General features: G+C 71.9%; 23 protein-coding genes. 13 read left to right on the top strand and 10 right to left on the bottom strand.

Annotation, left to right across the window (positions count from 1 at the left end):
- Positions 1-9 precede the first annotated feature (9 nt).
- A complete protein-coding gene (locus tag ACQPZ4_RS23645; protein WP_433065092.1) occupies positions 10-888 on the bottom strand; it encodes a helix-turn-helix transcriptional regulator in 879 nt (292 codons plus the stop codon).
- Between the two features lie 312 nt (positions 889-1,200).
- Between ACQPZ4_RS23645 and ACQPZ4_RS23640 the strand changes: the two genes are divergently transcribed.
- The 6 genes from ACQPZ4_RS23640 (at position 1,201) to ACQPZ4_RS23615 (ending at position 7,061) form a co-directional block, all read left to right on the top strand.
- Positions 1,201-1,344, top strand: a complete 144-nt coding sequence (locus ACQPZ4_RS23640) for a hypothetical protein (RefSeq protein ID WP_433065089.1) — start codon at positions 1,201-1,203, stop codon at positions 1,342-1,344.
- 155 nt (positions 1,345-1,499) lie between these two features.
- Positions 1,500-2,432, top strand: coding sequence for a septum formation family protein (locus ACQPZ4_RS23635; RefSeq protein WP_433065086.1), 933 nt, complete (start codon positions 1,500-1,502; stop codon positions 2,430-2,432).
- Positions 2,433-3,504: 1,072 nt separating this feature from the next.
- The gene (locus ACQPZ4_RS23630) at positions 3,505-4,146 is read left to right on the top strand and encodes a PadR family transcriptional regulator (protein ID WP_433065084.1); all 642 of its coding nucleotides are present in this window, start codon (positions 3,505-3,507) and stop codon (positions 4,144-4,146) included.
- A 103-nt stretch (positions 4,147-4,249) separates the two neighbouring features.
- Entirely contained in the window at positions 4,250-5,215 is a 966-nt protein-coding gene (locus tag ACQPZ4_RS23625; RefSeq protein ID WP_433065081.1) for an ATP-binding cassette domain-containing protein, read from the top strand.
- Positions 5,212-6,057, top strand: a complete 846-nt coding sequence (locus tag ACQPZ4_RS23620; RefSeq protein ID WP_433065079.1) for an ABC transporter permease — start codon at positions 5,212-5,214, stop codon at positions 6,055-6,057. The genes ACQPZ4_RS23625 and ACQPZ4_RS23620 overlap by 4 nt, the downstream gene beginning before the upstream one ends.
- A gap of 170 nt (positions 6,058-6,227) precedes the next feature.
- Positions 6,228-7,061, top strand: a complete 834-nt coding sequence (locus tag ACQPZ4_RS23615) for an alpha/beta fold hydrolase (RefSeq protein ID WP_433065076.1) — start codon at positions 6,228-6,230, stop codon at positions 7,059-7,061.
- 97 nt (positions 7,062-7,158) lie between these two features.
- On the opposite strand, the gene ACQPZ4_RS23610 is transcribed toward ACQPZ4_RS23615, so the two are convergent.
- From ACQPZ4_RS23610 to ACQPZ4_RS23595, 4 genes are read right to left on the bottom strand one after another with little or no spacing between them, the layout of a single operon-like run.
- Positions 7,159-7,761: a flavodoxin family protein gene (locus ACQPZ4_RS23610; protein ID WP_433065073.1), complete on the bottom strand. Its 603-nt coding sequence runs from the start codon at positions 7,759-7,761 to the stop codon at positions 7,159-7,161.
- A gap of 12 nt (positions 7,762-7,773) precedes the next feature.
- Positions 7,774-8,712 (bottom strand): TIGR03557 family F420-dependent LLM class oxidoreductase, encoded by a 939-nt coding sequence (locus ACQPZ4_RS23605; RefSeq protein ID WP_433065070.1) that lies wholly within the window; start codon positions 8,710-8,712, stop codon positions 7,774-7,776.
- A gap of 40 nt (positions 8,713-8,752) precedes the next feature.
- On the bottom strand, positions 8,753-9,361 hold the full coding sequence (locus ACQPZ4_RS23600; RefSeq protein ID WP_433065068.1) for an NADPH-dependent F420 reductase: 609 nt from the start codon (positions 9,359-9,361) through the stop codon (positions 8,753-8,755).
- A 3-nt stretch (positions 9,362-9,364) separates the two neighbouring features.
- Positions 9,365-10,396 carry an LLM class flavin-dependent oxidoreductase gene (locus tag ACQPZ4_RS23595; RefSeq protein WP_433065065.1) on the bottom strand — a complete coding sequence of 344 codons (1,032 nt, stop codon included), beginning with the start codon at positions 10,394-10,396 and terminating at the stop codon, positions 9,365-9,367.
- 114 nt (positions 10,397-10,510) lie between these two features.
- Here ACQPZ4_RS23595 and ACQPZ4_RS23590 point away from each other — a divergent pair, with 114 nt between their 5' ends.
- The 3 genes from ACQPZ4_RS23590 to ACQPZ4_RS23580 all read left to right on the top strand — a co-directional run bounded on the left by ACQPZ4_RS23590 (position 10,511) and on the right by ACQPZ4_RS23580 (position 14,836).
- Entirely contained in the window at positions 10,511-10,930 is a 420-nt protein-coding gene (locus tag ACQPZ4_RS23590) for a MarR family winged helix-turn-helix transcriptional regulator (RefSeq protein WP_433065062.1), read from the top strand.
- Positions 10,931-10,970: 40 nt separating this feature from the next.
- Positions 10,971-12,059, top strand: coding sequence for a M48 family metallopeptidase (locus ACQPZ4_RS23585; RefSeq protein WP_433065059.1), 1,089 nt, complete (start codon positions 10,971-10,973; stop codon positions 12,057-12,059).
- A 65-nt stretch (positions 12,060-12,124) separates the two neighbouring features.
- The gene (locus tag ACQPZ4_RS23580; RefSeq protein WP_433065056.1) at positions 12,125-14,836 is read left to right on the top strand and encodes a tetratricopeptide repeat protein; all 2,712 of its coding nucleotides are present in this window, start codon (positions 12,125-12,127) and stop codon (positions 14,834-14,836) included.
- A gap of 86 nt (positions 14,837-14,922) precedes the next feature.
- Here ACQPZ4_RS23580 and ACQPZ4_RS23575 read toward each other — a convergent pair whose 3' ends face one another.
- On the bottom strand, positions 14,923-15,399 hold the full coding sequence (locus tag ACQPZ4_RS23575; RefSeq protein ID WP_433065053.1) for a hypothetical protein: 477 nt from the start codon (positions 15,397-15,399) through the stop codon (positions 14,923-14,925).
- A 103-nt stretch (positions 15,400-15,502) separates the two neighbouring features.
- Positions 15,503-17,788 carry a putative bifunctional diguanylate cyclase/phosphodiesterase gene (locus ACQPZ4_RS23570; protein WP_433065051.1) on the bottom strand — a complete coding sequence of 762 codons (2,286 nt, stop codon included), beginning with the start codon at positions 17,786-17,788 and terminating at the stop codon, positions 15,503-15,505.
- 218 nt (positions 17,789-18,006) lie between these two features.
- On the opposite strand from ACQPZ4_RS23570, the gene ACQPZ4_RS23565 reads away from it, so the two are divergent.
- On the top strand, positions 18,007-19,056 hold the full coding sequence (locus tag ACQPZ4_RS23565; protein WP_433066617.1) for a glycoside hydrolase family 11 protein: 1,050 nt from the start codon (positions 18,007-18,009) through the stop codon (positions 19,054-19,056).
- Here the strand turns inward: ACQPZ4_RS23565 and ACQPZ4_RS23560 are convergent.
- A complete protein-coding gene (locus tag ACQPZ4_RS23560) occupies positions 19,053-19,853 on the bottom strand; it encodes an MHYT domain-containing protein (RefSeq protein ID WP_433065048.1) in 801 nt (266 codons plus the stop codon). The two genes, ACQPZ4_RS23565 and ACQPZ4_RS23560, sit on opposite strands and share 4 nt — an antisense overlap.
- Positions 19,854-20,000: 147 nt before the next feature.
- Between ACQPZ4_RS23560 and ACQPZ4_RS23555 the strand changes: the two genes are divergently transcribed.
- Positions 20,001-20,450 (top strand): SRPBCC family protein, encoded by a 450-nt coding sequence (locus ACQPZ4_RS23555; RefSeq protein WP_433065045.1) that lies wholly within the window; start codon positions 20,001-20,003, stop codon positions 20,448-20,450.
- Here ACQPZ4_RS23555 and ACQPZ4_RS23550 read toward each other — a convergent pair.
- A complete protein-coding gene (locus tag ACQPZ4_RS23550; RefSeq protein ID WP_433065042.1) occupies positions 20,444-21,433 on the bottom strand; it encodes a zinc-binding dehydrogenase in 990 nt (329 codons plus the stop codon). The genes ACQPZ4_RS23555 and ACQPZ4_RS23550 overlap by 7 nt on opposite strands.
- Before the next feature lie 111 nt (positions 21,434-21,544).
- On the opposite strand from ACQPZ4_RS23550, the gene ACQPZ4_RS23545 reads away from it, so the two are divergent.
- Together ACQPZ4_RS23545 and deoC are read left to right on the top strand one after the other, a co-directional pair.
- Positions 21,545-22,129 carry a TetR/AcrR family transcriptional regulator gene (locus ACQPZ4_RS23545; RefSeq protein WP_433065039.1) on the top strand — a complete coding sequence of 195 codons (585 nt, stop codon included), beginning with the start codon at positions 21,545-21,547 and terminating at the stop codon, positions 22,127-22,129.
- A 34-nt stretch (positions 22,130-22,163) separates the two neighbouring features.
- On the top strand, positions 22,164-22,868 hold the full coding sequence (gene deoC / locus ACQPZ4_RS23540; RefSeq protein ID WP_433065037.1) for a deoxyribose-phosphate aldolase: 705 nt from the start codon (positions 22,164-22,166) through the stop codon (positions 22,866-22,868).
- On the opposite strand, the gene ACQPZ4_RS23535 is transcribed toward deoC, so the two are convergent.
- Entirely contained in the window at positions 22,862-23,572 is a 711-nt protein-coding gene (locus ACQPZ4_RS23535; RefSeq protein ID WP_433065034.1) for a YcnI family protein, read from the bottom strand. The two genes, deoC and ACQPZ4_RS23535, sit on opposite strands and share 7 nt — an antisense overlap.
- Positions 23,573-23,624: the final 52 nt, after the last annotated feature.

Genomic DNA, 23,624 nt, shown 5'->3' with positions numbered 1-23,624 from the left:
GGGCCCCGACTACCCCTGCGCGGTCCGTCCAACCGGCGCCGGGGCGGCGGTCCAGCTCGCCAGCAGGTGCAGCGCCTCCTGCGAGGACGAGCCCGGCTCGGCCGTGTACGCGTTGAGCCGCAACCCCACGTCGCTCGTCAGGTCGAGGGACTCGTAGGCCAGGGTGAGGTCGCCGACCTCGGGGTGGTGCAGGAGCTTGGTCCCGGACCGGTGCAGCCGCACGTCGTGCGCCGCCCACCAGGTGCGGAACACCTCGCTGCGGGTGGACAGCTCGCCGATCAGGTCGCTCAGCGCCCGGTCGTACGGGTCGCGGCCCGCCTGCGCGCGCAGCAGCGCCACCGTGTCGCCGGCCAGCACCTCCCAGTCCCGGTAGAACTCCTGACTGGCCGGATCGAGGTAGATGAACCGGGCGATGTTGGGTGTCGCCGCCGCCGTGGCGAACAGCGGGGCGAACACCGCCCGCCCGAGCGCGTTGGCGCCGAGCACGTCGAGCCGCCCGTTGCGCACGTAGGCCGGGGCCATCGTCATCGTGTCCAGCAGCCGCTGCACCGCCGGGCGCAGCCGCGAGCTCGGCCGCCGCCGGCTCCGCGCGCCCGCCGCGGTGGTGTTGGCCGTGCGGGCCAGGTCGAACAGGTGCGCCCGCTCGGCCTCGTCCAGCCGCAGCGCGCGGGCGAGCGCCTCCAGCACACCGTCGGAGACACCGGCGAGGTTCCCGCGCTCGAGGCGCGTGTAGTAGTCGACGCTGACGCCGGCCAGCAGCGCCACCTCCTCGCGGCGCAGCCCCGCGACCCGGCGGTGGCCGCCGTAGTCCGGCAGCCCGGCCTGGCCCGGCGTCACCTTGGCCCGGCGGGTGGTGAAGAAGTCGCGGATCTCGGTTCGGCTTTCCACGCCTCCGACGCTACGACCGCCGGGCGCGGTGTGGGAGGTTCTGTCAGTACCTCGTACAGCCCCGCTCAGGCCGACCGCTCAGGCCGCCGCCGGCGCGAGGACCGGGGCGCGCGCCCGGCGCACCGCGAGCGGCACGGCCAGGCCGGTCGCCAGGAACAGGGTGCCGACGACGTACCGCCGGCCCGCCCCACGTGATGCACAGCGCGATGAGCAGCGCCGGCCCGAACACCTCGGCAAGGCCGGCACCGAGCCCGAACACGCCGAGGTACTGCCCGGTCGCCCCCTCCGGCACCGAGGGAGACGCCGACGTTGGTGACCGCCCGCAGGTACGCGCGGAACTCCTGCGGCCGCTCGCCCCCGAAGCGGCGGATGAGCGGGCTGCGGGCCGCCACCCCGGCCGCCTTGGCCCCGGTGGCCACCCCGACCGCGGCCACGAACGGCCAGAACGGGACGTGATCGCCAGCATCGAAGGTCGCCTCGACCGGGCACACATCCCACCCGTGCCAGGCCTGGCCCGGTCCGTTCGGATGGGTTGGACGGACCGTCCGAGTGTTGACAACGCCGGGCGGGTCGCGGAAAGTCGCCCGGTGGTTTCACGGGGGAACACGACGATGACATCGACTGTCCGGGCGGCGATCGCCACCGTGCTCGCCGGGGTGCTGCTCGGGGTCTCGGGCTGCGGCACACCCGCCGCCGGCACCGACGGAAACCTGCTCGACGACTGGCAGCCGATGGCGGCGCCGAAGTTCGACGTGCCGAGCGTCGGGATGTGCCTGGACAGCCCGACGAAGGCGGCCTTCGATCCCGCGTTCGTGCCGGCCGCTCCGATCGAGTGCGAGCGCGGGCACACGCTCGAGGTCGTCCTGGTCGGCACCGTCGAGGGCGGCGCGGGGCAGGCGTCCGCCCCTCCGGCAGCGGGCTCCGAGGGGTTCCAAGCGGCGTACACCGCCTGCAGCGCGGCGGTCAACGACTACGTCGGCGGTGACTGGCACAACGGCATGCTCGGCATCAACGTGCAGATGCCGCTGCCGGCGCCGTGGCAGGGCGGTCTGCGCTCCTACGTCTGCTCGGTCTTCGCGCTGAGCAACGTGTACAGCCATATGTCGGTCAACTCCGGTTCGCTGAAGGGGGCGCTGGCCGGGGATGCGCCGAAGGCGATCCAGTGCCTGGACGTGCGAGGTACCAAGAGATCCGACGGATGGTGGGACGACCTGAGCGACCTGACCCCGATCGGCTGCGCGCAGCCGCACGAGGCCGAGTTCGTCGGCACCATCCAGATCAGCGACGGCGGCAGCACATTGCCCGCCGACGACGTGCTGAGGAAGTGGACGATCGACCGCTGCTATCCGGTCGTGGCCAAGTTCATGGGCCTCACCCAGGCCCAGTTCGACGCCCGCGACGGCATCGGGCTCGTCTGGGACGGCATCACCAAGTTCCAGTGGGACGCCGGTGACCGCTACGTGCGCTGCTTCGCCCTGTTCCACCCGGGCAAGAAGGTCCACGCCTCGATCAAGGGCCTCGGCACGAAACCGCTGCCGTTTTGACGCAGCTGCGTGCAGCAACCCTGGCGCCCCGGCACCAGGACGAGCCGGACACTGACGAACCCAGCTGAGCGGCTGTTCAGACCCTTGCAATGCAGCCGGACGAGGATGACGTCGTCGGGCAGGCGTCCAGATAGGTCGGCCTTCTCCGCTCGCGTCCGTGGTTCGCTCCGGTCGGCACGGTGCGGACACGTCCGGCAGTTCGCGGCGGCCGTTGTTCCCCCTCCGCCGTCCTCAGCGTCGGTACACGCCGGACGTCGCGCGATGAAGCTGGTGCAACGCCACTGGTGAGAACCGGTGTCCGTGTCCTCCTGGCCTCGGTCTTGCCGCCGGCGATGAGGATGTGGCCGTCGCTGTGGACTTTGCGATCGAACCCGGTGACCTTGCCGGCGTTCGCGGAGCATGATCCAGATACGCGCTCATCGGCAGATGCGTGCATCTGCGGACGGTCGAGCACTCCTGCCGAAACGCGTCACCAAGGCGTACGGCGGCGTCATGCACGTCACGAAACCGCCGAAGCCCGTCATCGGTGGGATCGATCAAGGGGTCCGAACCCAGGTGCTCCACGGCGGAGGCAACGACGGATTGCGACCCGCCGAGGTAATCCGTCATCGCCGCCACAGCATCGCCTCCGACCACAAGCGGTGCCGCGGCGGCCAGTGGTGACGCCGTCAGCGAACCCCTCGATCCGGCCATCGCCGGCAGGAGATCGCCGGCGATCGGCTGGCCGTTGCGCGTCAGATCGGCGTAGGTGAGCCCATCCGGCCCTTCCCGCGTGCACATCTTCAACATCCGCGCCGCCAGCGAGGCGTGCTCGAACGGCGTTGCCCTGACCGGCGATGCGCCTACGCGCTTTTCCGGCGCGGCATGAGCGGATGTCACTCGACGGGCGGGCGCGAAGGTCGGCGAGCTCGCGAGCCGGGTCAGGTTCGTGGCGAACGGTCCACGGTCACCTCAAGATGCGCTTCTCATCAACCTTGACTAGACGTCTCCTCCTCGTGCACCCTGGCCAAGTAGTCAAACTGGACTAGTCTTTACCAATCCGTTCGCAACACCGAGAGAAGGACTCGAACCCATGGGAAAGCTCGCGATCGAGACGAGTGGGTTGAGCGGAGGTGGGCGCGTGTCGGCGACGAAGCTCCTGGTACTCGGTATCGTGCACCTCTCCGGCGGCGCGCATGGCTACCAGGTGCGGTCCGAACTGCAGAGCTGGGGTGCGGAGATTTGGGCCAAGATCAAGCCCGGCTCGATTTATCACGCGCTGAAGAAGGCGGCGGCTGATGGCCTCCTCACCGAACACGCCGAGCCGGGCAACTCCGGGCCGGAGCGCGTTCTGTACCGCGCGACAGCTCGGGGACGTGACGAGATGGTCGAACTGGTCCGCGACGGTCTGCGGCGCACCCATGACCCCACCATGCTCGACGCGGCCATCGCCATGTTGCCCATGCTGACCAGGACAGATGCCATCGCGCAGGTGAACGAGCGGGTCGCGCGCCTGGAAGCGGAGCTCGTAGGGCAGGCCAAGGGGTGGGAGAACCCGAACCCCGACATTCCCGAGCACGTCCGCGATCAGGCCGAACTGTGGGCGGGACGCGCACGCACCGAACTGGAGTGGGCGAAGAGCCTGAGCAAACGACTGTCTGAGGGCGCCTACACCATGGCCGATGATCCGGGTTCGTGGCGAACGGTCCACGATCCCCTCAAGATGCGCTTCTAATCAACCTTGACTAGACGCTTCCTCCACGTGCACTCTGGCCAAGTAGTCAAACTTGACTAGCTCAACCAATCCGTTCGCAACACCGAGAGAAGGACTCGAACCCATGGGAAAGCTCGCGATCGAGACGAGAGGGTTGCAGAAGAGCTTCGGCAAGACCCACGCGGTCGCCGGTGTGGATCTGGCCGTGAGCGCCGGTGGCGTGTACGGCGTGCTCGGTCCGAACGGGGCGGGCAAGACCACCACGATCCGCATGCTGGCCACGCTCCTGCGCCCCGACGCCGGAGAGGCGCAAGTGCTCGGCTACGACGTCGTGCGTGACGCCCAGGCGGTGCGGAGCAGGGTGGGGCTCACCGGGCAGTTCGCGTCGGTCGACGAGGACCTCACCGGGGTGGAGAACCTGTTGCTGCTCGCCAGGCTGCTCGGCTACTCACGCCGCCGAGGCAGGCAGCGGGCGAAGGACCTGCTCGACGCGTTCGGTCTTGCCGAGGCGGCCGACCGGCAGGTGAAGAAGTACTCCGGCGGGATGCGCCGGCGCATCGACATCGCGGCGAGCCTGGTCCTCACCCCCGAACTGATCTTCCTCGACGAGCCCACGACCGGGCTCGACCCGCGCAGCAGGAACCAGGTCTGGGAAATCGTCAGGGGCATGGTCGCCGAGGGCGCCACCGTGTTGCTGACCACGCAGTACCTCGACGAGGCCGACCAGCTGGCCGACCGGATAGCGGTGATCGACCACGGGAAGGTGATCGCCGAGGGCTCGAGCGGCGAGCTCAAGGCATCGGTCGGCGCCGGCTCGCTGCACGTACGGCTACGTGCGCCCGAGCAGCGGGCCGAGGCCGAACGGGTCCTCGCCGGCGTCCTCGAGGTGCCGGCCGAGCCGTCCGCCGACCCGGCCGCGCTGTCCGCGCGGATCTCCGACCCCGAGCGGGTCGCCCGCGCCCTGGCCGAGCTGTCCCGCAGCGGCATCGACGTCACCGAGTTCGCGCTCGGTCAGCCGAGCCTGGACGAGGTGTTCCTCACCCTGACCGGACACGCCGCCGAGGAGACACCCGAGGAGGATGCCGCATGAATGCCACGACCGCGGAGCAGGCGTCGGCGCCGGTCACCGAGGACGCGCTGCGCAGTGTGCTGTTGGCCGGTGAGCGGCCGTCTCGCCCCGGCCCGGTGCTCACCTCGTTGACATTCGGCTGGCGGGCGCTGCTGAAGATCAAACACGTGCCCGAGCAGCTCGTCGACGTGACCCTGTTCCCGATCATGTTCACGCTGATGTTCACCTACCTGTTCGGCGGCGCGCTCGCCGGGTCGACACAGGCGTACCTACAGTTCCTGCTGCCCGGCATCCTGGTGCAGGCGAACGTCATGATCACCATGAACACCGGTATCACGCTGAACACCGACATTCAGCAAGGCGTTTTCGACAGGTTCAGGTCGCTCCCGGTGTGGGGACCGTCCCCGCTGGTCGGCGCCCTGCTCGGCGATCTGGTGCGCTACTCGATCGGGTCGGCGATCGTCGTCATGCTCGGCCTGGTCCTGGGGTTCCGGCCGGAGGGTGGCGCCGTCGGCGTGGTGCTGTCGGTCGCGCTGCTGCTGGTGTTCTCGTTCTGCCTGTCGTGGCTGTGGACGATGCTCAGCCTGATCCTGCGCACGCCGAACTCGGTGGCGGGGGTCAGCATGATGGTGATGTTCCCGCTGACGTTCGTGAGCAACATCTTCGTGGACCCGAAGACGATGCCCGGATGGCTTCAGGCGGTCGTCGAGGTCAACCCGATCACCCACCTGGCGACCGTGGTACGCGGCCTGATGCACGGCTCGGTGCCCGCCGGAGAAATCGGCCGGGTGCTCGTCTCGTCCGTACTTCTCGTCGCGGTCTTCGGTCCCATCACCATGGTCCTCTACCGCAACAAGAAATAGGTCCCGCTACCGCGAGCACTTGGTCGAAATCAACTCCGACAACCCGGCCCACTCGGCCAACGTCATCACCGGCGGCGGGCGTGATCGCAAGGACGCGGTGGTCGCGCACCGAGGCCGTCGTCGGCACGCTGCTCAGGCGCTGAGACAAACCTCTCGAACGGAGATGTGAGATGCACGAGATGGCCTTTCGCGTGACATCAAACGATGGCACCACCATCGCCTACGACAGGGAAGGAAGGGGTCCGGCCGTCATTCTGGTGGGCGGGGCACTCGACGAGGGGGTGGAGAACGCTCCCTTGGCGCCTGCTCTCGCCGAGCACTTCACGGTTTACAACTATGCCCGTCGGGGACGCGGCGCGAGCGGCTTCACCGAGCCGTACGCCGTGGAAAGGGAGATCGAGGACCTGGATGCGTTGATCGCGGAGGCGGGCGGCTCGGCACACCTGTTCGGGGCGTCCTCAGGCGGCGCGCTGGCGCTGGAAGCCGCCGCGGCCGGGTCAGCCATCGACACGATCGCCGTCTGGGAGGTGCCCTACGCGGTCGGGGACGATATACGCCCGCGATTCGAGGAGTACATCGCAGACACCCGACGCGCCTTCGACGCCGGGCGAGACGAGGAGGTTCTCGAACTGTTCATGCGCATGACCGGCGCCTCCGACGACAACATCGCGGCCAGGAAAGCGGCAGGCAAGCAGACGGCGCATTGGGCGGATTCGGTCGCCCTCGCGCCCACGCTGGTCCACGACAGCGTCTTCCTCAACCGCTACCAATTGCCGGCCGATCGACTGGCAACGGTCACCCAACCGGTCCTGGTCACCACCGGAGGACCGATCACGGTCCCCTACATGGCAGGCCTGCCCTCGGACTTCTTCGACCGCGCGGCCGACGAGCTCGCAGACCTACTACCCCACGCTCAACGGGAGACCCTCGAGGGGCCGGATCACGTCGTCGACCCACGGACCGTCGGCCCGCTGTTGCTACGGTTCTTCAGCAGCGAACGCTGAGGGGCCCGCGAGGTGTTGCGGGAAGACCGATCAGGCACCGCGCAAGCAGATCTTCGTCGCGCCAGGGACACGGGGCCGGGCCTCGGGGTCGGAGCGGCTACTTGCTCGGCGGGTACGGGCTGTCCGCGAGCAGCTTCGCCAGATGCACGGCGTTGGTGGCCAGGGTCTTGGTCGCCGCGCCGGTGGTGTCGGGCTTCGGGCCGGCGTCGCTGTAGTCGACCTTCTGCATGGCCTCGCCGACCCAGTACGTGCCGCCGGCCGCCGGCACCGTGAAGCCCACGTCGTTCAGGGCCTGGAAGACCTCGGCGGTCACGTGGTGGGCGCCGTCCTCGTTGCCCACGACCGCTACGACGGCGACCTTGCCGTACACCAGCGGCCGCCCTTGATCGTCCATTTCGGACAGTTCGGCGTCCAGGCGTTCGAGGACCACCTTGCACACCGACGCCGGCTGGCCCATCCAGATCGGGGTGGCGATGACCAGGATGTCGGCGGCCAGGAGTTTGCGGCGCAGTTCCGGCCAGGCGTCGCCGTCGCCCTCGTCGGTGGAGACGCCGAACTTCACGTCGTGGTCGGCGACGCGGACGACCTCGCCGTCGACGTCGTGGTCGGACAGGGCGGCCAGGACCTCGCGGCCGAGCAGCTCCGAACTGGACGGGGCGGGCGACTTCTTGAGCGAGCAGACGAGCACCAGTGCGCGCAAAACGCGTTCTCCCTACAGAAATTCCTTGCGGTACAGGTCGATGAGCTCGGCGTAGTGCGGGCCGATGTTGGCCACGTACACCTCGTCGAAGCCGGCGTCCTCGTAGGCCTTCAACTGCTCGGCCTGCCTGGCCGGGTCCGGGCCGCAGGCGACCGCCTTCGCGACCTGGTCCGGCGTGACGAGCTGGGACGCCTGCTCGAAGTGCTTCGGCGAGGGCAGCACCTGCGACAGCTCGCCGGGTACGCCGGAGTTCGGCCAGATGCGGTGCGCGGTCGTGACGGCCTCGTCCTCGGTCGGCGCCCACGAGGCCTTGAAGCCGCCCTGCACCGGCTTGTCGCCGCCGCCCGCCTCGCGGAAGGCCCGCACCAGGTCGCCGTCGGGCATCGTCAGGATGTAGCCGTCGGCGATCCGGCCGGCCAGGTCGACCGCCTTGGGCCCGAACGCGGAGACGTACACCTTCGGCGGCTGGGCCGGCCGCGTGTACACCTGCGCCTGCTCGACGTTGAAGTAGCGGCCGCGATGGTTGACGAACCCGCCGTCCCACAGCTCGCGCATGACGGCCACGGACTCCTCGAGCATCTCCAGCCGCTCGGCCGCCGAGGGCCAGCGCTCGCCGGTGACGTGCTCGTTGAGCGCCTCGCCGGTGCCCACGCCGAGCACGAACCGGCCGTCGTGCAGCACGGCGCTGGTCGCGGCGGCCTGGGCGGTGACGGCGGGGTGGATGCGCTGGATCGGGCACGTGACCGCGGTCGTGACGGGGATGGTGACGACCTGGCTCAGCGCGCCGATCATCGACCAGACGAACGGGCTCTGGCCCTGCTCGTCGTTCCACGGATGGTAGTGGTCGGAGATCCACAGCCCCTGGAAGCCGGCCTCCTGGGCCAGCCGCGCCTGCTCGATGAGCTGCGCCGGCGTGTACTCCTCGCACGACAGGAAATACCCGATTCGCATGCCGGGCTGTTACCCACGCCGGGAGCGGCAGAACAAGAAACTAACCAAGCATCGCTCGTACCGTCTGTGCGTCCTCGTTCGCCCCGAACAACGCGGTCCCGGGCTCCATCCGCACGCCCTCGGCGAGCGGTCCGGCGAGCACCGGGTCGAAGCCGAGCGCGTCCACGATCGCGGCGACCGTGGCCACGCCGGCGGGGTCGTCGCCGGCGATGGCGATCGCGCGCCGCCCCGGGCTGCCGGGCGGGGCCGCGCCGTCCTCGAGGTCGTGGTACCCCATGTGGTTGAACGCCTTCACCACCTGCGACTCCGGCAGGAACGCCTGCACGACGGCGCTGGAGTTGCCGAGGTCGTCGCGCACCCCGTCGACCTCCCACCAGTAGTTCATGGCGTCGATGACGAGCTTTCCCCGCAGTTCCTTCGCCGGTACCGTGCGGTGCCTGCCCAGCGGCAGCGCCAGGATGACGACGTCGGCGCGGGCCGCCGCCTCGGCCGCGGTGACGGTGACCGCGCCCGGGGCGAGGACCTCGACGATGAGCGCGATCTTCGCCGGGTCGCCGGAGCCGGCGAGCAGCACCTCGTAGCCGGCGGCGACGGCGAGGCGGGCCAGGACCGTGCCCACCTTGCCGGCGCCGAGGATGCCGATGACCACGGCTCAGCCCGCCAGGATGTCGCGGACCATCGGCGCGACCTTGGCCCCGAACAGCTCGACGCTGCGCATCCGGGCCGCGACCGGCTGGGCCCCGGACGAGTAGATCAGGTCGAACCGGCCGACGCCGAGCGCCTTGACCGTCGCGGCAATCTTGCGGGCCACGGTTTCCGGGCTGCCGATGTACATCGAGCCGTGCGCCACCTCCGCCTCGAACTCGTTGCGGCGCAGCGGGGGCCAGCCGCGCAGTGCACCGATGCGGTCCCGGATCACCTTGTACGGCGCGTAGTACACCTCCTTCGCCTGCTCGTCGGTGTCCGCGACGAACCCGGGCGAGTGCATGCCCACCGGATGGGCGGGCGTGCCGAGCTGGTCGGCGGCCCGGCGGTACAGGTCGATGTAGGGCTTGAACCGCTCGGGGTTGCCGCCGATGATCGCCAGCATGAGCGGCAGGCCGTGCCGGGCGGTGCGCACGACCGACTGCGGGGAGCCGCCGACGCCGACCCAGGTGGCGAGCCGGCCCGATTCCGTCTTCGGGAACACGTCGGCGTCCCGCAGCGGGGCGCGCACGGTGCCGTTCCAGGTGACCGGCCGCTCGTCGAGCAGCTTCACGAACAGCTCGAGCTTCTCCTCGAACAGCTTGTCGTAGTCGGCCAGGTCGTAGCCGAACAGCGGGAAGGACTCGGTGAACGAGCCGCGGCCCAGGATCACCTCGGCCCGACCGCCGGAGATCGCGTCGACGGTGGCGAAGCGCTGGAACACCCGGACCGGATCGTCGGAGCTGAGCACGGTCACGCCGGAGCCGAGCCTGATCCGGTTGGTGCGGCCGGCGATGCCCGCGAGGACGGTCTCCGGGGTCGAGATCGAGTACTCCGGGCGGTGGTGCTCGCCCAGCGCGATCGCGTCCACCCCGAGCTCGTCGGCGAGGACGGCCTCCTCGACGACCTGGCGGATCGCGGCGGCGTAGGACAGCGGCGCGCCGGTGTGGTCGACCGGGACGTCGCCGAAGGTGTCGAGACCGAGGACGAGGTCGCTCATGGTGCACTCCCTCACGTTGATTGACGCGTCAATCATGCCGTCGATATGATTGACACGTCAATCAGCTTGGAGGTGACGCCGGTCATGCCCCGACGGCTGCCATACCGTGACGAGTTGCGCACGTGGCGTGAGTTCCTGGAGACGGTCGAGGCGCTGCGGACCGAGCTGGCCGCCCGGTTGCAGCGCGACACCGGCCTGTCGCCGAGCGATTATGCGGTACTGCTGGCGCTGAGTGAGGCCGACGGTCACCGGCTGCGCTCGTCCGACCTGGCGGCGGCGTGCGGCTGGGAGCGCAGCCGGCTGTCGCACCACCTGGCCCGCATGGAACGCCGGGGACTCATCCGCCGTGAGGAGTGCGTCACGGACAGTCGCGGCGCCGAGGTGGTGCTGGACCGGACCGGCGCCGACACGTTCCGTGACGCCACGATGCCGCACCTCACCGCCGTGCGGGAGCTGTTCGTCGACGCCCTGACGCCCGAGCAGCTCGCCGCGGCCGGGGACATCGCCGCCGCCCTGCGATCTCGATTGGGTTGATCCGTTTGCCGGGGTTGCGCCGAAGGTCGACAGTGAAGTCATGCCGATCGATCGCAGGAGGCTCGCCCGGTTCACCGTCGCGGCGATCGCCGTCCTGATCCACCTCGTCGCGATCGCCGCCCTCGGGTTCGGCGCGTGGATGGTCATCCGCGACTTCCCGAGCTTCACGCTCCTGCCCGGCGTCGTCCTGCTCGCCTTCGGCGCGCTGCTGCTCCCCCGCCCGCCCAGGCTCCCCCGCTACGCGACCCGGCTGCGCCGCAACGAGGCCCCGCACCTGTTCGCGTTCGTGGACGCCGTCGCGGGCGCGGTCGGCGTGCCGTGCCCTTCGCTGATCGTGTTCGACGATCGCTTCGACGCCGACGGCGCGACGACCGGCGTGCTGCGGCGGCGGTACCTGCGGCTCGGCGCCCCGCTCTTCGCCGTCCTCGACCCGGGGCAGCGCACCGCGCTGGTCGCGCACCAGCTGGCCCACTTCACCACCGGCAACCCGCTGCGCAGCGGCCTCGCGGGCAGCGCCGACCTCAGCCTGTCCAACCTGGCCGCCATCTTCGAGCCGCGCTCCGACACCGCGCTGCGCGCGTTCCAGAACGAGCAGATCGTCAAGGCGGCGCTGAACTCCGCCGGCGCCGGCGGCATCCGGACGGGCGGGAACGCCGGCACCGTCTGGTACGCCGAAATGCTCATCCGCCCGTTCCTCTGGGTCCTGCAGCAGATCTCCGCGCTGGGCCGCCGCGCCCTGGTGACCCTGGCCCGCCCGGACGTCGAGCGCGCCGAGTTCGCCGCCGACGCGGTGGCCGCCCGGATCGCCGGCTCGGCCGCGACCCTGGAGATGCTCGACATGCTCGCGCTGGGCGAGCCGGTGGTCACGGTCCTGCGCCGGCACATCCGCTCGACCCGCTCCGACGCGCCCGACCCGGCCGCCTGGCAGGCCCTGGCGCGCGAGATCCGCGGCCACGCGACGACCGCCGACCTGCCGCCCGTCGAGGGCCACCCACCGGTCACCGAGCGTGTCCGGATGCTGGAGGCGCAGCCGCCCCAGAAACCGTCACTGTCCGGAGTCGCCGCGGACGTGGACGCCGAGCTGGCGGCCGAGTACCGCCGCCTGGCCCGCGACCTGCGCTACGGCTGAGCCGCGGCGAGGGGCCCGTGCCAGTACTGACGACATCCGGGCCGCGCGGGGTCAGGCTGGTCGGCATGGGCGTGGTCGAGGTCGAGTTCGCCGGGGCGCTGTTCCCGCGAGTGCTGCAGACACTGCTGAGTCAGACCCGGATCCCGGTGCCGGCGCTGGACGCGCTGCCGGCCGGGCAGCTGGTCACCGGGCTGGAGTGGGGCGTGCCCCAGGAACTGGCGAGCGCGCCCAACGGCGTGCTCGTCGTGACGGCCCCCGTATCCGTGCGGCACCTGAGCCTGGCCGAGTTCGACGCCGGCACCGAGGCGCACGCGACCGCGGCGGCGGTGCGGCTGCGGGTGTCGGCGCTCGGGCCGCGGATCGCCGTGGACGCCGACCGGATCGACATCGCCGGGGTGCCGCAGGCCGTCACCTGGCCGCTGGTGCACCTCGACGTGCCGGCGACGCCCGGCCTCACCGTGTACAACGGCGCCGTGCTGCAGACCGGGGCCGGCGGGGACCGGGTGGTGACCATCCGGCTGCGCACCGACGCGTTCACGGACATCCTGGCCGCGCCGGCGAACCGGATCGCGGACCGGGACGGCGACTGGCTCATCCGCGTCTCCGGTGAGGCCGTGGCGGAGCTGCTGCTCGCCGCCGTCCTGGACTATCTCGGGCGGCTCGGGTCCGACACGGCCGTGGAGCAGTACCCGGCGGTGCAGTGGATGCCCGGCGTGTGGCCCGGCGAGGAGATCGGCTGGGAGGCGGTGGCCAACTTCGGGATCCGCCGCAAGGACGCCTGCCCGGGCCTGTTCGGCGACGTCGACCTCTCCGTCGCGGTGACCGCCGCGCTGCGGTTGGCGCCGCCGCCGGTACCGCTGCCGGCTCCTCCCGGTGATCGGCTCGGGCTGCGGCTGTGGCTGAGCACCGACGTCTCGGACTGGGACGTGTTCCGCTGCTGGGCCGGCTCCGGAGGTGTCGGGCCGCTGCTGCTCGGCGGGGCGAGCGCGGGGCCGCTCGCGCTCGTCGGCCTGGGCGCGTTCGCCGGCATCGAGTCGCTGATCGGCCTGGGCCGCGTCGTCGCCGGCCGGGCCCGCGGCGACGTGCGGGACGACCCGCCGGACGGGTTCACCCAGGAGTCCACCGGCGACAACGGCACCATCTTCCGCGGCGCGATCGACCTGCCTGCGATCGAGGGCCTGGACCCGAACGTCGAGATCGCGGTCGACGCCGACGGCCTCATCATGACCGGCAAGAACCTGATCCTGCCGGCCGTCCACGAGGTGGAGTACACGCCGCGGGTCGGCCCGCTGCCCGGCCTGTGGCTCAACGGCGACCTCAACTGCGAGACCGGCGTGTGGGAGCCGAGCTACCGGCTGCTGCGCCCGATCGAGGTCGCCGACGAGGCGGTCATCGCCGGCCGGTTCCGCACCGACGTCCCGGTGTGGATCTTTCCCACCACCACCGCCACCCCGCCGGACACCTTCGGCGTCATCTGGCAGAACAGTCCCGAGCTGTCCGGCCCGCCGTTCGACCCGGCGAAGGTCACCATCCAGCCGTCGCGGGTACTGGACACGGCGGTCGACGGCGCGCTGTACGTGCATTCCAGTGCGGGGCTCGTGAAGTACACCATCGTCACCGGACCGCCGCCGGCGCCGACTCCGTCGCAGGAGCGCGAGGCCCGGATCCGCTGCGCGCAGAACAAGATCCGATCGCTGGAGGCGGCCGGGCCCGAGGCCCGGGCGCAGCTCGCCGCGGAGCTGGAGAACCTGGTGCTGCTGCAGTCCGCCGGCCGCGAATACGTGACCGCGGCCGCGAATGCCGCCCGCGCCGCCGACCTGTACGCCGCGCTCGGCAACGGGGACGGGCAGGTACGGCTGCTGATCTACCAGGGCGCGGCGCTGTCCCAGGCGGGCCAGCACGACGAGGCGATCGCGGTGACCCAGCGCGCGGTCGACCTGCACCGCGGGGGCTGGGAGCTGGAGAACCTGTGCCTGCGGCTGAGCGCGGCCGGACGGTACCGCGACTCGGCCACCGCCGGTGCGGACGCCGCCGCCGTCTACCGGGCCGCGGGCGACCTCGTCAGCACCGCGCGCAACCTCGTGTACCAGGGCGCCGCGCTGTCCCAGGCCGGCGAGCACGACCAAGCGATCGCCGCGACCCGGGACGCCGTCGAGACCCACCGCGGCGGGTGGGAGCTGGAGAACCTGTGCCTGCGGCTGAGCGCGGCCGGACGCTACCGCGAGTCCGCCACCGCCGGCGCGGACGCCGCCGCCGTCTACCGGGCGGACGGCGACCTCGTCAGCACCGCGCGCAACCTCGTGTACCAGGGCGCCGCGCTGTCCCAGGCCGGCGAGCACGACCAGGCCATCGCCGCGACCCGGGACGCCGTCGAGACCCACCGCGGCGGGTGGGAGCTGGAGAACCTGTGCCTGCGGCTGAGCGCGGCCGGACACTACCGCGACTCCGCCACCGCCGGCGCGGACGCCGCCGCCGTCTACCGGGCGGACGGCGACCTCGTCAGCACCGCGCGCAACCTCGTGTACCAGGGCGGCGCGCTGTCCCACGCCGGCGAGCACGACCAGGCCATCGCCGTCACCGGGCAGGCCGTCGAGGCGCACGGCGGCGGCTGGGAACTGGAGAATCTCACGCTGCGCCAGGCCGAGGCCGAGCGGTTCGCCGACGCCGCCGACAGCGCGGGCCGGGCCGCCCAGGCCTACGCGGACGCCGGCGACGAGCCCGGCCGCGACCGGCTCCTGGCGATGCGGGAGGCGTACCTCGCCCACGCCGGCGGGTGAAGCGTCACGCGATCCGGTGAAGCGTCACGCGATCCGGTCGAGGCGTCACGCGGTCCGGTCGAGGCGTCACGCGGTCCGGTGAAGCGTCACGCGGTCCGGTCGAAGCGGTACAGCTCACAGCTGTCCGGGTCGCCGTCGTACCAGTACAGCCACGGCTCCTGCGCGGTGCCCGAGATGTACAGGGAGGTGCCGAAGAAGCCGGGCCGCCCGTCGGAGGTCAGCGACAGCGTGATGTCGCCCTGGCTTCCGGTCTCCGGCTGCAGGTGCCACTCGCCCGGGCCGGACAGATCCACGGGGCCGTCCATGAAGTCCGTGCTGAGCGCGGTGGCCACGAGCGCGTCGCCGGCCTGCAGCTCCAGGCGGGCCCCGTCCGGCGTCACGTAGGTGCCGATGAGATCGGCCTCGGCGATGTGGTCGGGGCGGTCGGCGCCACAGCCGAAGTAGTTCACCGGCCCGAACAGCACCCACCCCCCGGCACAACAGGCCAGGACCGCACAACAGGCGGCGACGACTCCCGTCGCCGCGACCCCCAGCGCCGCGGGGATCAACTGCTTCTTGAACACGTTCAGATTGTGGGTCGCACCCGGCCCTGCGAGCAAGACCATCTATGGCGTGACGGTGGCCTCATTCCCGGGTGACGTCACCCGTTGCCGAGAAAAGCCCGGTTCAGGCCGAGGCGAAGTCCCGCTGGTCGGCCAGCAGGCGGGTCATCGCCTCGGCCGGCATCGGGCGGGCGAGGTGGTAGCCCTGGCCCAGGGAGTACCCGAGCTCGAGGAGCCGGTCGACCTGCGCCCGGTTCTCGATGCCCTCCGCGACGGTGTCCAGCCCGAGCGCCAGGGCCAGCTGCATGACCGCGCGGGCCACGGCCTGGCGGGCGTCGGCCTCCGGGGAGCCCGGCTCATCGAGCTCGATGCCGTCCACGAACGACTTGTCGAGCTTGATGATCGCGGCCGGGAAGGAGCGCAGCAGGCTCAGCGACGACTCGCCGGTGCCGAAGTCGTCGAGGGCCATCCGGACGCCGAGTTCGTGCAGCTGGTACAGGGCGCGGGAGACCTGCTGGCCGCGCAGGACGGCGGACTCGGTCAGCTCCAGCACGAGCCGGTCCGCGGGCAGCCCGGACTCGGCCAGGGCGGCCTGCACGTCGGTGACGAAGTCGGGGTCGTGCAGCTGGCGGGCGGAGACGTTGGGGCCGAACTTCTGCAGCGCGTCGGGGCCGAACTCGGCCAGCCAGGCCGCCGCCTGCCGGCACGCCTCGCGCAGCACGAAGCGGCCGAGCGGGACGATCAGGCCGGTGCTCTCGGCGGCCGGGATGAACTCGGCCGGGGACACCGTGCCGCGGGTCGGGTGCATCCAGCGGGCCAGCGCCTCCACGCCGACGATGCGCCCGGTGTGCAGGGCCACGATCGGCTGGTAGTGCACGGTGAACTCGCCCGCGTCGAGGGCGCGCAGCAGCTCCCCGCCCAGCTGGGCGTGGTCGGCCACCGGCTGTTCCATGCCGTCGTGGTACCGCACCCAGTTCGCCTTCCCCCGCTGCTTCGCCGCGTACATGGCGACGTCGGCGTCGCGCAGGAGGCGGTCGAGCGTGGTGCCGGCCGGGGCGGTGGCGATGCCGATGCTGGCGTGCACGAGCAGCCGGTGGGTGCTCAGCGGGCCGGCGAACGCGTCGAGGATGCGCTGGGCGAGGGTCTCGCCGAGGACCGTGGGCTCGCTGATGAGCACCGCGAACTCGTCGCCGCCGAGGCGCACCGGGAGGCCGTCGGCGCCGGTCGACTCGCGCAGGACGGAGGCGACCGCCATCAGCAGGTCGTCGCCGACGTCGTGGCCGAGGGAGTCGTTGACGGTCTTGAAGTCGTCGAGGTCGACCAGCAGGACGGTGGCGCCGCCCCGCTCGAGCTGCTCGCCGAGGCGCCGGCGGAACAGCGCGCGGTTGGCCAGGCCGGTGAGCCCGTCGTGGGTGGCCTCGTGCTGCAGCCGCTCCTCGGAGGCGCGCTTCTCCCGCAGCAGCCGGGCGTTCTCCCGGAACACGACGAACTGGCGGACCGTGACCAGGCCGGTGACGAGCACCGAGGCGACGATGACGAGCTTGTCGGTCCAGGTGAGCGCGCCCGGGATGACGGCGATGAGCGGGACGTCGACGGCGACCACGGCGAGGTACGGCAGCCACGTGTTGGCCCGCCGCGCGGCCGCGCCGGTGAAGCGCCACTGCCGGTACACGGCCAGCGTGCCCAGCACCGGCGCGATCGGCATGGCCACGGCCTGCGCCGGGATCGTGCCCTGGTCGCCGCCGAGCACCATGAGCAGGGCCACGGCCGCCCCGACCGAGCCCATGAGGCCGATCAGGCGCAGCGCGGTGCGGTCGATGGGGCCGCCGCGGATGTAGGAGACCTTGGTGATGCCGCCGACCGCGAGGGTGAACGACAGCCCGAGCAGCACGAGCGCCTGGGTGCTCCAGATCTGGTTCCCGCTGATCATCGGGGCCAGGCCGAAGTGGAACAGCACGGTGCTGCCGCCGAGGAAGGCGATGGCCCGGTCCAGCAGCTGCCGCCAGCGCTCACCGGCGCTGCCGATGCCCAGCGGCACCCGGCCCATCGCCCACATCGCGGCCAGGAACCCGATCCCGGCGAACACCGCCGCGGCGGTCGGCATCACCGGCAGGATGGACGTGTCGCGGAACCCGGCGGCGGCGAGGATCGCGTAGCCGATCGCGACCCCGGCGAAGGCGAGCAGCATCGCGCGCCAGAACCGGCGGGCCGGCTTCGACAGCGGCGCCCGGCGCAGCAGGTCGAACGCGGCGGCGGCGGTGATCGCGGCGCCCATCGGCAGCGACACGAACGAGACCGCGGCGGGGCCGATGCCGGTGATCTGCCAGCCGGCGAACCACAGGGTGCTGACGACCGCGACCACACCGGTGGCCGCGATGTAGCGCAGCGGGGCTCGTTGGTCGGCGGTCACGAACGGACAGATCGGCCGCGCGGGGCCCGGATCAAGGGGTTGGACGCAGGTCACAGCGTCCCCGGAAGTTTCATGCCCCATCCGGTACTTTCGGCCGCGTCGTCCCAGGCCCAGCGCTTACGGCCTGTTCAGCGCGGTGTGCGCCCTTCCGGAAGCGTTGACAATCGCCGGCTAGATCGATGAGCGTCGACCCACGGAAGGGAGACTCCATGAACCGTATGAGGCTGGTCATCGGGGCCGCGTGCGCCGCCGTGCTGGCCGCCGGCTCGCTGGCGCTGACCGGCACCGCCCACGCCGAGGCCGACCGGACCGTCACGTCCAACACGACCGGCACGCACAACGGCTACTTCTTCTCGTACTGGAAGGACAGCGGCAACGTCACCATGAACCTCGGTTCCGGTGGCAGCTACAGCGTCCAGATGAACGGCATCAACAACTCCGTCGTCGGCAAGGGCTGGAAGCCGGGCTCGAGCCACACGGTGAACTACTCCGGCTCGTTCAACTGCGGCGGCAACTGCTACCTCGCGCTGTACGGCTGGACCACCAACCCGCTCATCGAGTACTACGTCGTGGAGAACTACGGCAACTACAACCCGAGCACCGGCGCGCAACGGCTCGGCTCCGTGACCACCGACGGCTCGACGTACGACATCTACCGCACCCAGCGGGTCAACCAGCCCTCCATCATCGGCACCGCCACGTTCTACCAGTACTGGAGCGTCCGGCAGAGCAAGCGCACCGGCGGCACCATCACCACCGCCAACCACTTCAACGCCTGGGCGTCGCTGGGCCTGCAGCTCGGCTCGCACGACTACCAGATCCTGGCCACCGAGGGGTACCAGAGCAACGTCAGCTCCAGCATCACGGTCACCGAGGGCCCCGGCCCCGGCCCGACCACGACGTCGCCGCGCCCGACGACGCCCGGCCCGACCACCCCCGGCCCCACCGGCGGCTCCGGCGCCTGCCAGGTGACCAACTCCGTCAGCCCGTGGAACACCGGCCTCACGGACAACATCACCATCAAGAACACCGGCAGCACGGCCGTCAACGGCTGGCAGCTCAAGTTCAACCTGGCGGCGGGCCAGAGCATCACGTCCGGCTGGAACGCCACCTACTCCCCGTCGAGCGGCGCGGTCACCGCCACGAACATGAGCTACAACGGCGCGATCCCGCCGGGCGGCTCGACCACCATCGGCTTCCAGGCCAACCACTCGGGCAACACCTCCGCCCCGAGCGGCTTCACCCTCAACGGCGCGGCCTGCGGCTAGCCCACGCCCGCGTGCTTCGGCAACGGCCGGCGCCGGGGTCTCGGCGCCGGCCGGACCGCCGGCGCGTCGCGCTCCTCGGCGGACACGGTGTGCATGGCCACGAAGGCCAGCACGATGACGGCGGCCGAGGCGGCCAGGGTGATCGGCAGCTCCAGGCTGATCGGCGTGACGCCCTCCACCGGGCCGAGCCAGGCGTCGTCGAGGTGCACCCGCACGGCGGTCATCGCGGTGTAGTGCATCGCGCACACCGCGACGGCCATCACCGCCCCGGCCACGAGGACCTGCGCGCGGCCGCGGACGACGACGGACAGCCACAGCGCGACGATGGCGGCGACGATCGCGACCAGCACGGAGGCGAGGACCAGGTTGGCCTGGTACGTCAGGTGCCCGTTGATGCGCACGGCCGCCATCCCGGTGTAGTGCATCGCCGACACGCCGAGGCCGGTGAACACGCCGCCGGAGATGACCCGCAGCGGGCGCGGGCGGCCCGTGCCGGCCACGAACAGCCCGACGCACACCACCCCGCCGGCGAGGAGCGCGCTGGCGGCGGTGAGGCGCACGTCGTACCGCAGCGGCGAGGCCGGCACGTCGAAGCCCAGCATCGCGGTGAAGTGCATGAGCCAGATGCCGCCGCCGAGGGTCATCGCGGCCAGGGTCAGCCAGCGCTTGCGGTGCCGGGAGCCGGCCGCCCGCCCGCGCGCCGCGCAGGTCAGCGCCAGCCCGCTGGCCAGGAACGCGAGACCGAAGGCGAACGCGGGGTTGAGCGCGCCGTGGGCGAACATGTCCGTCGTGGTCACCGGGGCATTCAGCGACCGCGGAGGGCGCGCCGCCCGCACACCCTGTGCGTCGTTCACCCGTTCGGGTCGGCGCGCGGCGGTTTCGGCGCGGTTGATCCGGCCCGGACCGGGAAGACTGTCCTGCCCCAGCGTCGAAGGGAGACGGCAGTGGCCAAGCGACGCAAGCTCGTGCGCACCTCACCCGATCGCGTGTTCGCGGTTCTGGCCGACGGCTGGACGTACGCCGGCTGGGTGGTCGGCGCGTCCCACATCCGCGACGTCGACGAGGCCTGGCCCGCGGCCGGGACCAGCCTGCACCACCAGGTCGGCCCGTGGCCGCTGCACATCAGCGACGTGACCACGGTCGAGTCGGTCGTCCCGGGCCGGATGCTCGAGCTGCACGCCCGGGCCTGGCCGCTGGGTGCCGCGACGGTACGGCTCGACCTCGAACCCGTCGAGGCCGGCACCCGGGTGACGATGACCTACGAGCTGACCGCCGGGATCGCCAAGTACATCCCGCGCCGGGTCCAGGCGGCACTGCTCGGCCCGCGCAGCGCCGAGATGCTGTCCCGGCTGGCCGACATCGCGGTCCGGCGGCGGATGGCCGCCGTCTACTGACCGGGCCGCAGCGCCAGCTTGCCGACGGTGGCCCGGGCCTCCAGCTCCGCGAGGGCCTTGGGCCCGTCGGCCAGCCCGAACACGGTGGGCTTCGCCGGTCCGAGCACGCCGGCCGCGATCAGCCCGAACAGCTCGCCCATCAGCTCGCCGAAGAGCTGCGGGGCGGCCTGGATCAGGGTGCCGATGTTCAGGCCGGCGATCTGGACCTGATGGCGGTACACGAGATCCCAGTTCGTGATCGAGGCCGCTCCCCCGGCCAGGCCGAACAGGACGACCCGGCCGGTGACCCGCTTGGCCGCGGACAGGCTCGCCTCGAGGGTGGCGCCGCCCACGGACTCGAGCACCAGGTCGGTGCCGCCGCCGGTCAGGTCGAGCACCGCGGCGGCGAGGCCGGGGTCGCGGGAGTCGAGGACGTGGTCGGCGCCCAGGGCCCGCACGGTGTCGTGCTTGGCCGGGGAGGCGGCGGCGATCACCGTCGCGCCGTAGTGCTTGGCCATGCGCACCGCCGCCTGCCCGGTCCCGCCGGCGGCGGCGTGGATGAGCACGGTCTGCCCGGCGGTCAGGCCGCCGATCGGCCGGAGCGCGGCGAGGGCGGTCGGCCAGTTCACCAGCAGGCCGAGCGCCTCCTCGCCGGCCCAGCCCGCCGGCACGGGCACGACCGCGGCGGCGGGCAGCACCATGCGCTCGGCGAACGCCCCGCCGGCGACGCTGACGCCGACGACGTGCGTGCCGGCCGTAGGACCGCCGTCTGGGCCGGCGCTTGGGCCGGTCAGCACCTCGCCGGCGGCCTCGATGCCGGCGATGTACGGCGGCTTCGGCCCGCCCGCGAACGTCCCGCGCGCCTGCGAGACGTCGACGAAGTTGACCCCGGCGGCGGTGACCCGGATCAGCACCTCGCCCGGCCCCGGGATCGGCTCCGGCGCGTCGGTGACCAGCCGCAGGTCGGCCGGCCCGGCCAGGGATGTCTGCCGCAGCGCCCGCATGAAGGTCCCCCTCGGTGTCGTTTGTTTGTCGATCGCCCAACAATTACCCCACGCGCGCGGCGGGCCCGTCAAGGTAAACTTGGTCGATCGCTAAACAAGTACGGAGACCCGATGCCACCCCGCGGCCGCCCACGCACCTTCGACCCGGACACCGCCCTGCGCCAGGCCCTGGACGTGTTCTGGGAGCGCGGCTACGAGGGCACCTCCCTCAACGACCTGGCCCAGGCCATGGGCATCGCCTCGGCGAGCATCTACGCCTGCTTCGGCAGCAAGGCCGACCTCTTCAAGCAGGTCATGCGGCTGTACGGCGCGACCTTCGGCGAACCGCCCCGGCGCGCCCTGCGCGAGGTGCCGGGCGCGCGGGAGGCCGTCCACGCCATGCTGCGCGCGACCGCCGACCAGGTCACCGGCCCGGACACCCCGCACTACTGCATGCTCGTCCTGGCCGCCCCCACCGGCGCCGTGGAGAACCACGAGATCCGCGAGTTCCTGGCCGAGCGCCGCCGCGACCAGTACGCCACGATCCGCGACCGCCTCGCCCGCGACCTGCGGGCGGACCCGGCCCGGCTGGACGCGGTCGCCCGCTACTACACGACGATCGTCCAGGGCCTGTCCATCCAGGCCCGCGACGGCGCCACCCGCGAGGACCTGGAGACGGTCATCACCTGCGCCATGGCCGCCTGGGACGTGCTGTGATGAGCATCCAGCCACCCAGGACCGGAGCGCCCGCATGAACGTCGCCAAGATGATCGACCACTCCCTGCTGCGCCCCGAGCTGACGCTCGACGACGTCGCCCGCGGCTGTGAGATCGCGGCCCGCCGGGCGGTCGCCTCCGTCTGCGTGCGGCCGTCCGACGTGCCGTTCGCGGTGGCCGCGCTCGCCGGCACCGGCGTGCTCGTCGGCACCGTGGCCGGCTTCCCGCACGGCGACACCACCACGGCCATCAAGGCGGCCGAGGCCCGGGCCCTCGTCGAGGCCGGCGCCGACGAGGTGGACATGGTCCTGCACATCGGGCGGCTGCGGGGCGGCGACACCGCGTACGTGCACGACGACATCGCCGCCGTCGTCGCCGCCGCGCAGGGCCGGGTCGTGAAGGTGATCCTCGAGAACGCCTACCTCACCGACGAGCAGAAGGTCACCGGCTGCCACGTGGCCGAGGCGGCCGGCGCCCACTTCGTGAAGACCAGCACCGGGTTCGCGGGCGGCGGCGCCACCCTGGACGACATCCGGCTCATGCGGGCCGCGGTGTCGCCGTCGATCCAGGTCAAGGCGGCCGGCGGGGTCCGCACCCTGGACACCCTGCTCACCCTGCACGAGGCCGGCGCCACCCGCTTCGGCGCGACCGCCACCGAGACCATCCTCGACGACTTCGCCGCCCGCGAGCGCGGCGAGCGCCCGGCCCCGAGCAGAGCCGCCGACACAAGCGGCTACTGAGCGCGGCGGTACGCGAGCACGCCCACCACGAGACCCGCCAGGCCGAGGACCGCACCGGCGACGCCGAGGGTGATCGCCGTGCCGTCGGTGTTGTCACTCGCGTCCTGCGCCGCGCCCGCCGCGTCCTGTGCCGCGGTGCTCGTCGCGGTGCCCTGGCCGGCGCTGCCCGCCTTGGCGAGCTTCAGCACCGGGGCCGGGTGCTCGGCCTCCGCCCCGGCGGCCGGTTCGTCGATCCAGCGCACGACGTCGCCGTCGGAGTACGTCTGCAGGGCCTTGAAGACGATCTGGTCCGTCTCCGGCAGCGGGCCGAGGGAGACGTCGAACTCCTGGAACTGGTGCGGCTTGATCTCCGCGCCCGGGCCGGCGGTCCACGTGACCTTGGAGACGGCCTCGGTGATGTCGCCGTCGTCGGTCTTCACCGGGGTGGCGAGCTTCGAGACCTCGGTGGCGGCGGTCCAGCCCGGCACGGGCTTGAGCGACACCGAGGCGATCGGCTTGTCGGTCGGGATGGCGACCTCGAGCTTCGTGGTGCTCGCGGCGTCCTTCTCGTTCGGGACCCGGAACGTCACCTTGGTGTAGCCGCCCTGGGTGGCCGTGTTCGGGTTCACGGTGACGTGGGCGCCGGCGGCGGCCGGGAAGGCGAGGGCCGCGACGGCGGCGGCGGCGAGCGCGACGCCGGCGCGCAGGACGGGGGTCAGGCGCATGGGTGCGATTCCTTTCGCGACGAGCAGTGGGAACTTCCGGGGCGGTTCCACC

It is taken from the genome of Dactylosporangium sp. CS-033363, assembly GCF_050942475.1.
GTDB lineage: Bacteria > Actinomycetota > Actinomycetes > Mycobacteriales > Micromonosporaceae > Dactylosporangium.
This window is presented reverse-complemented; position numbering and strand designations above follow the sequence as displayed.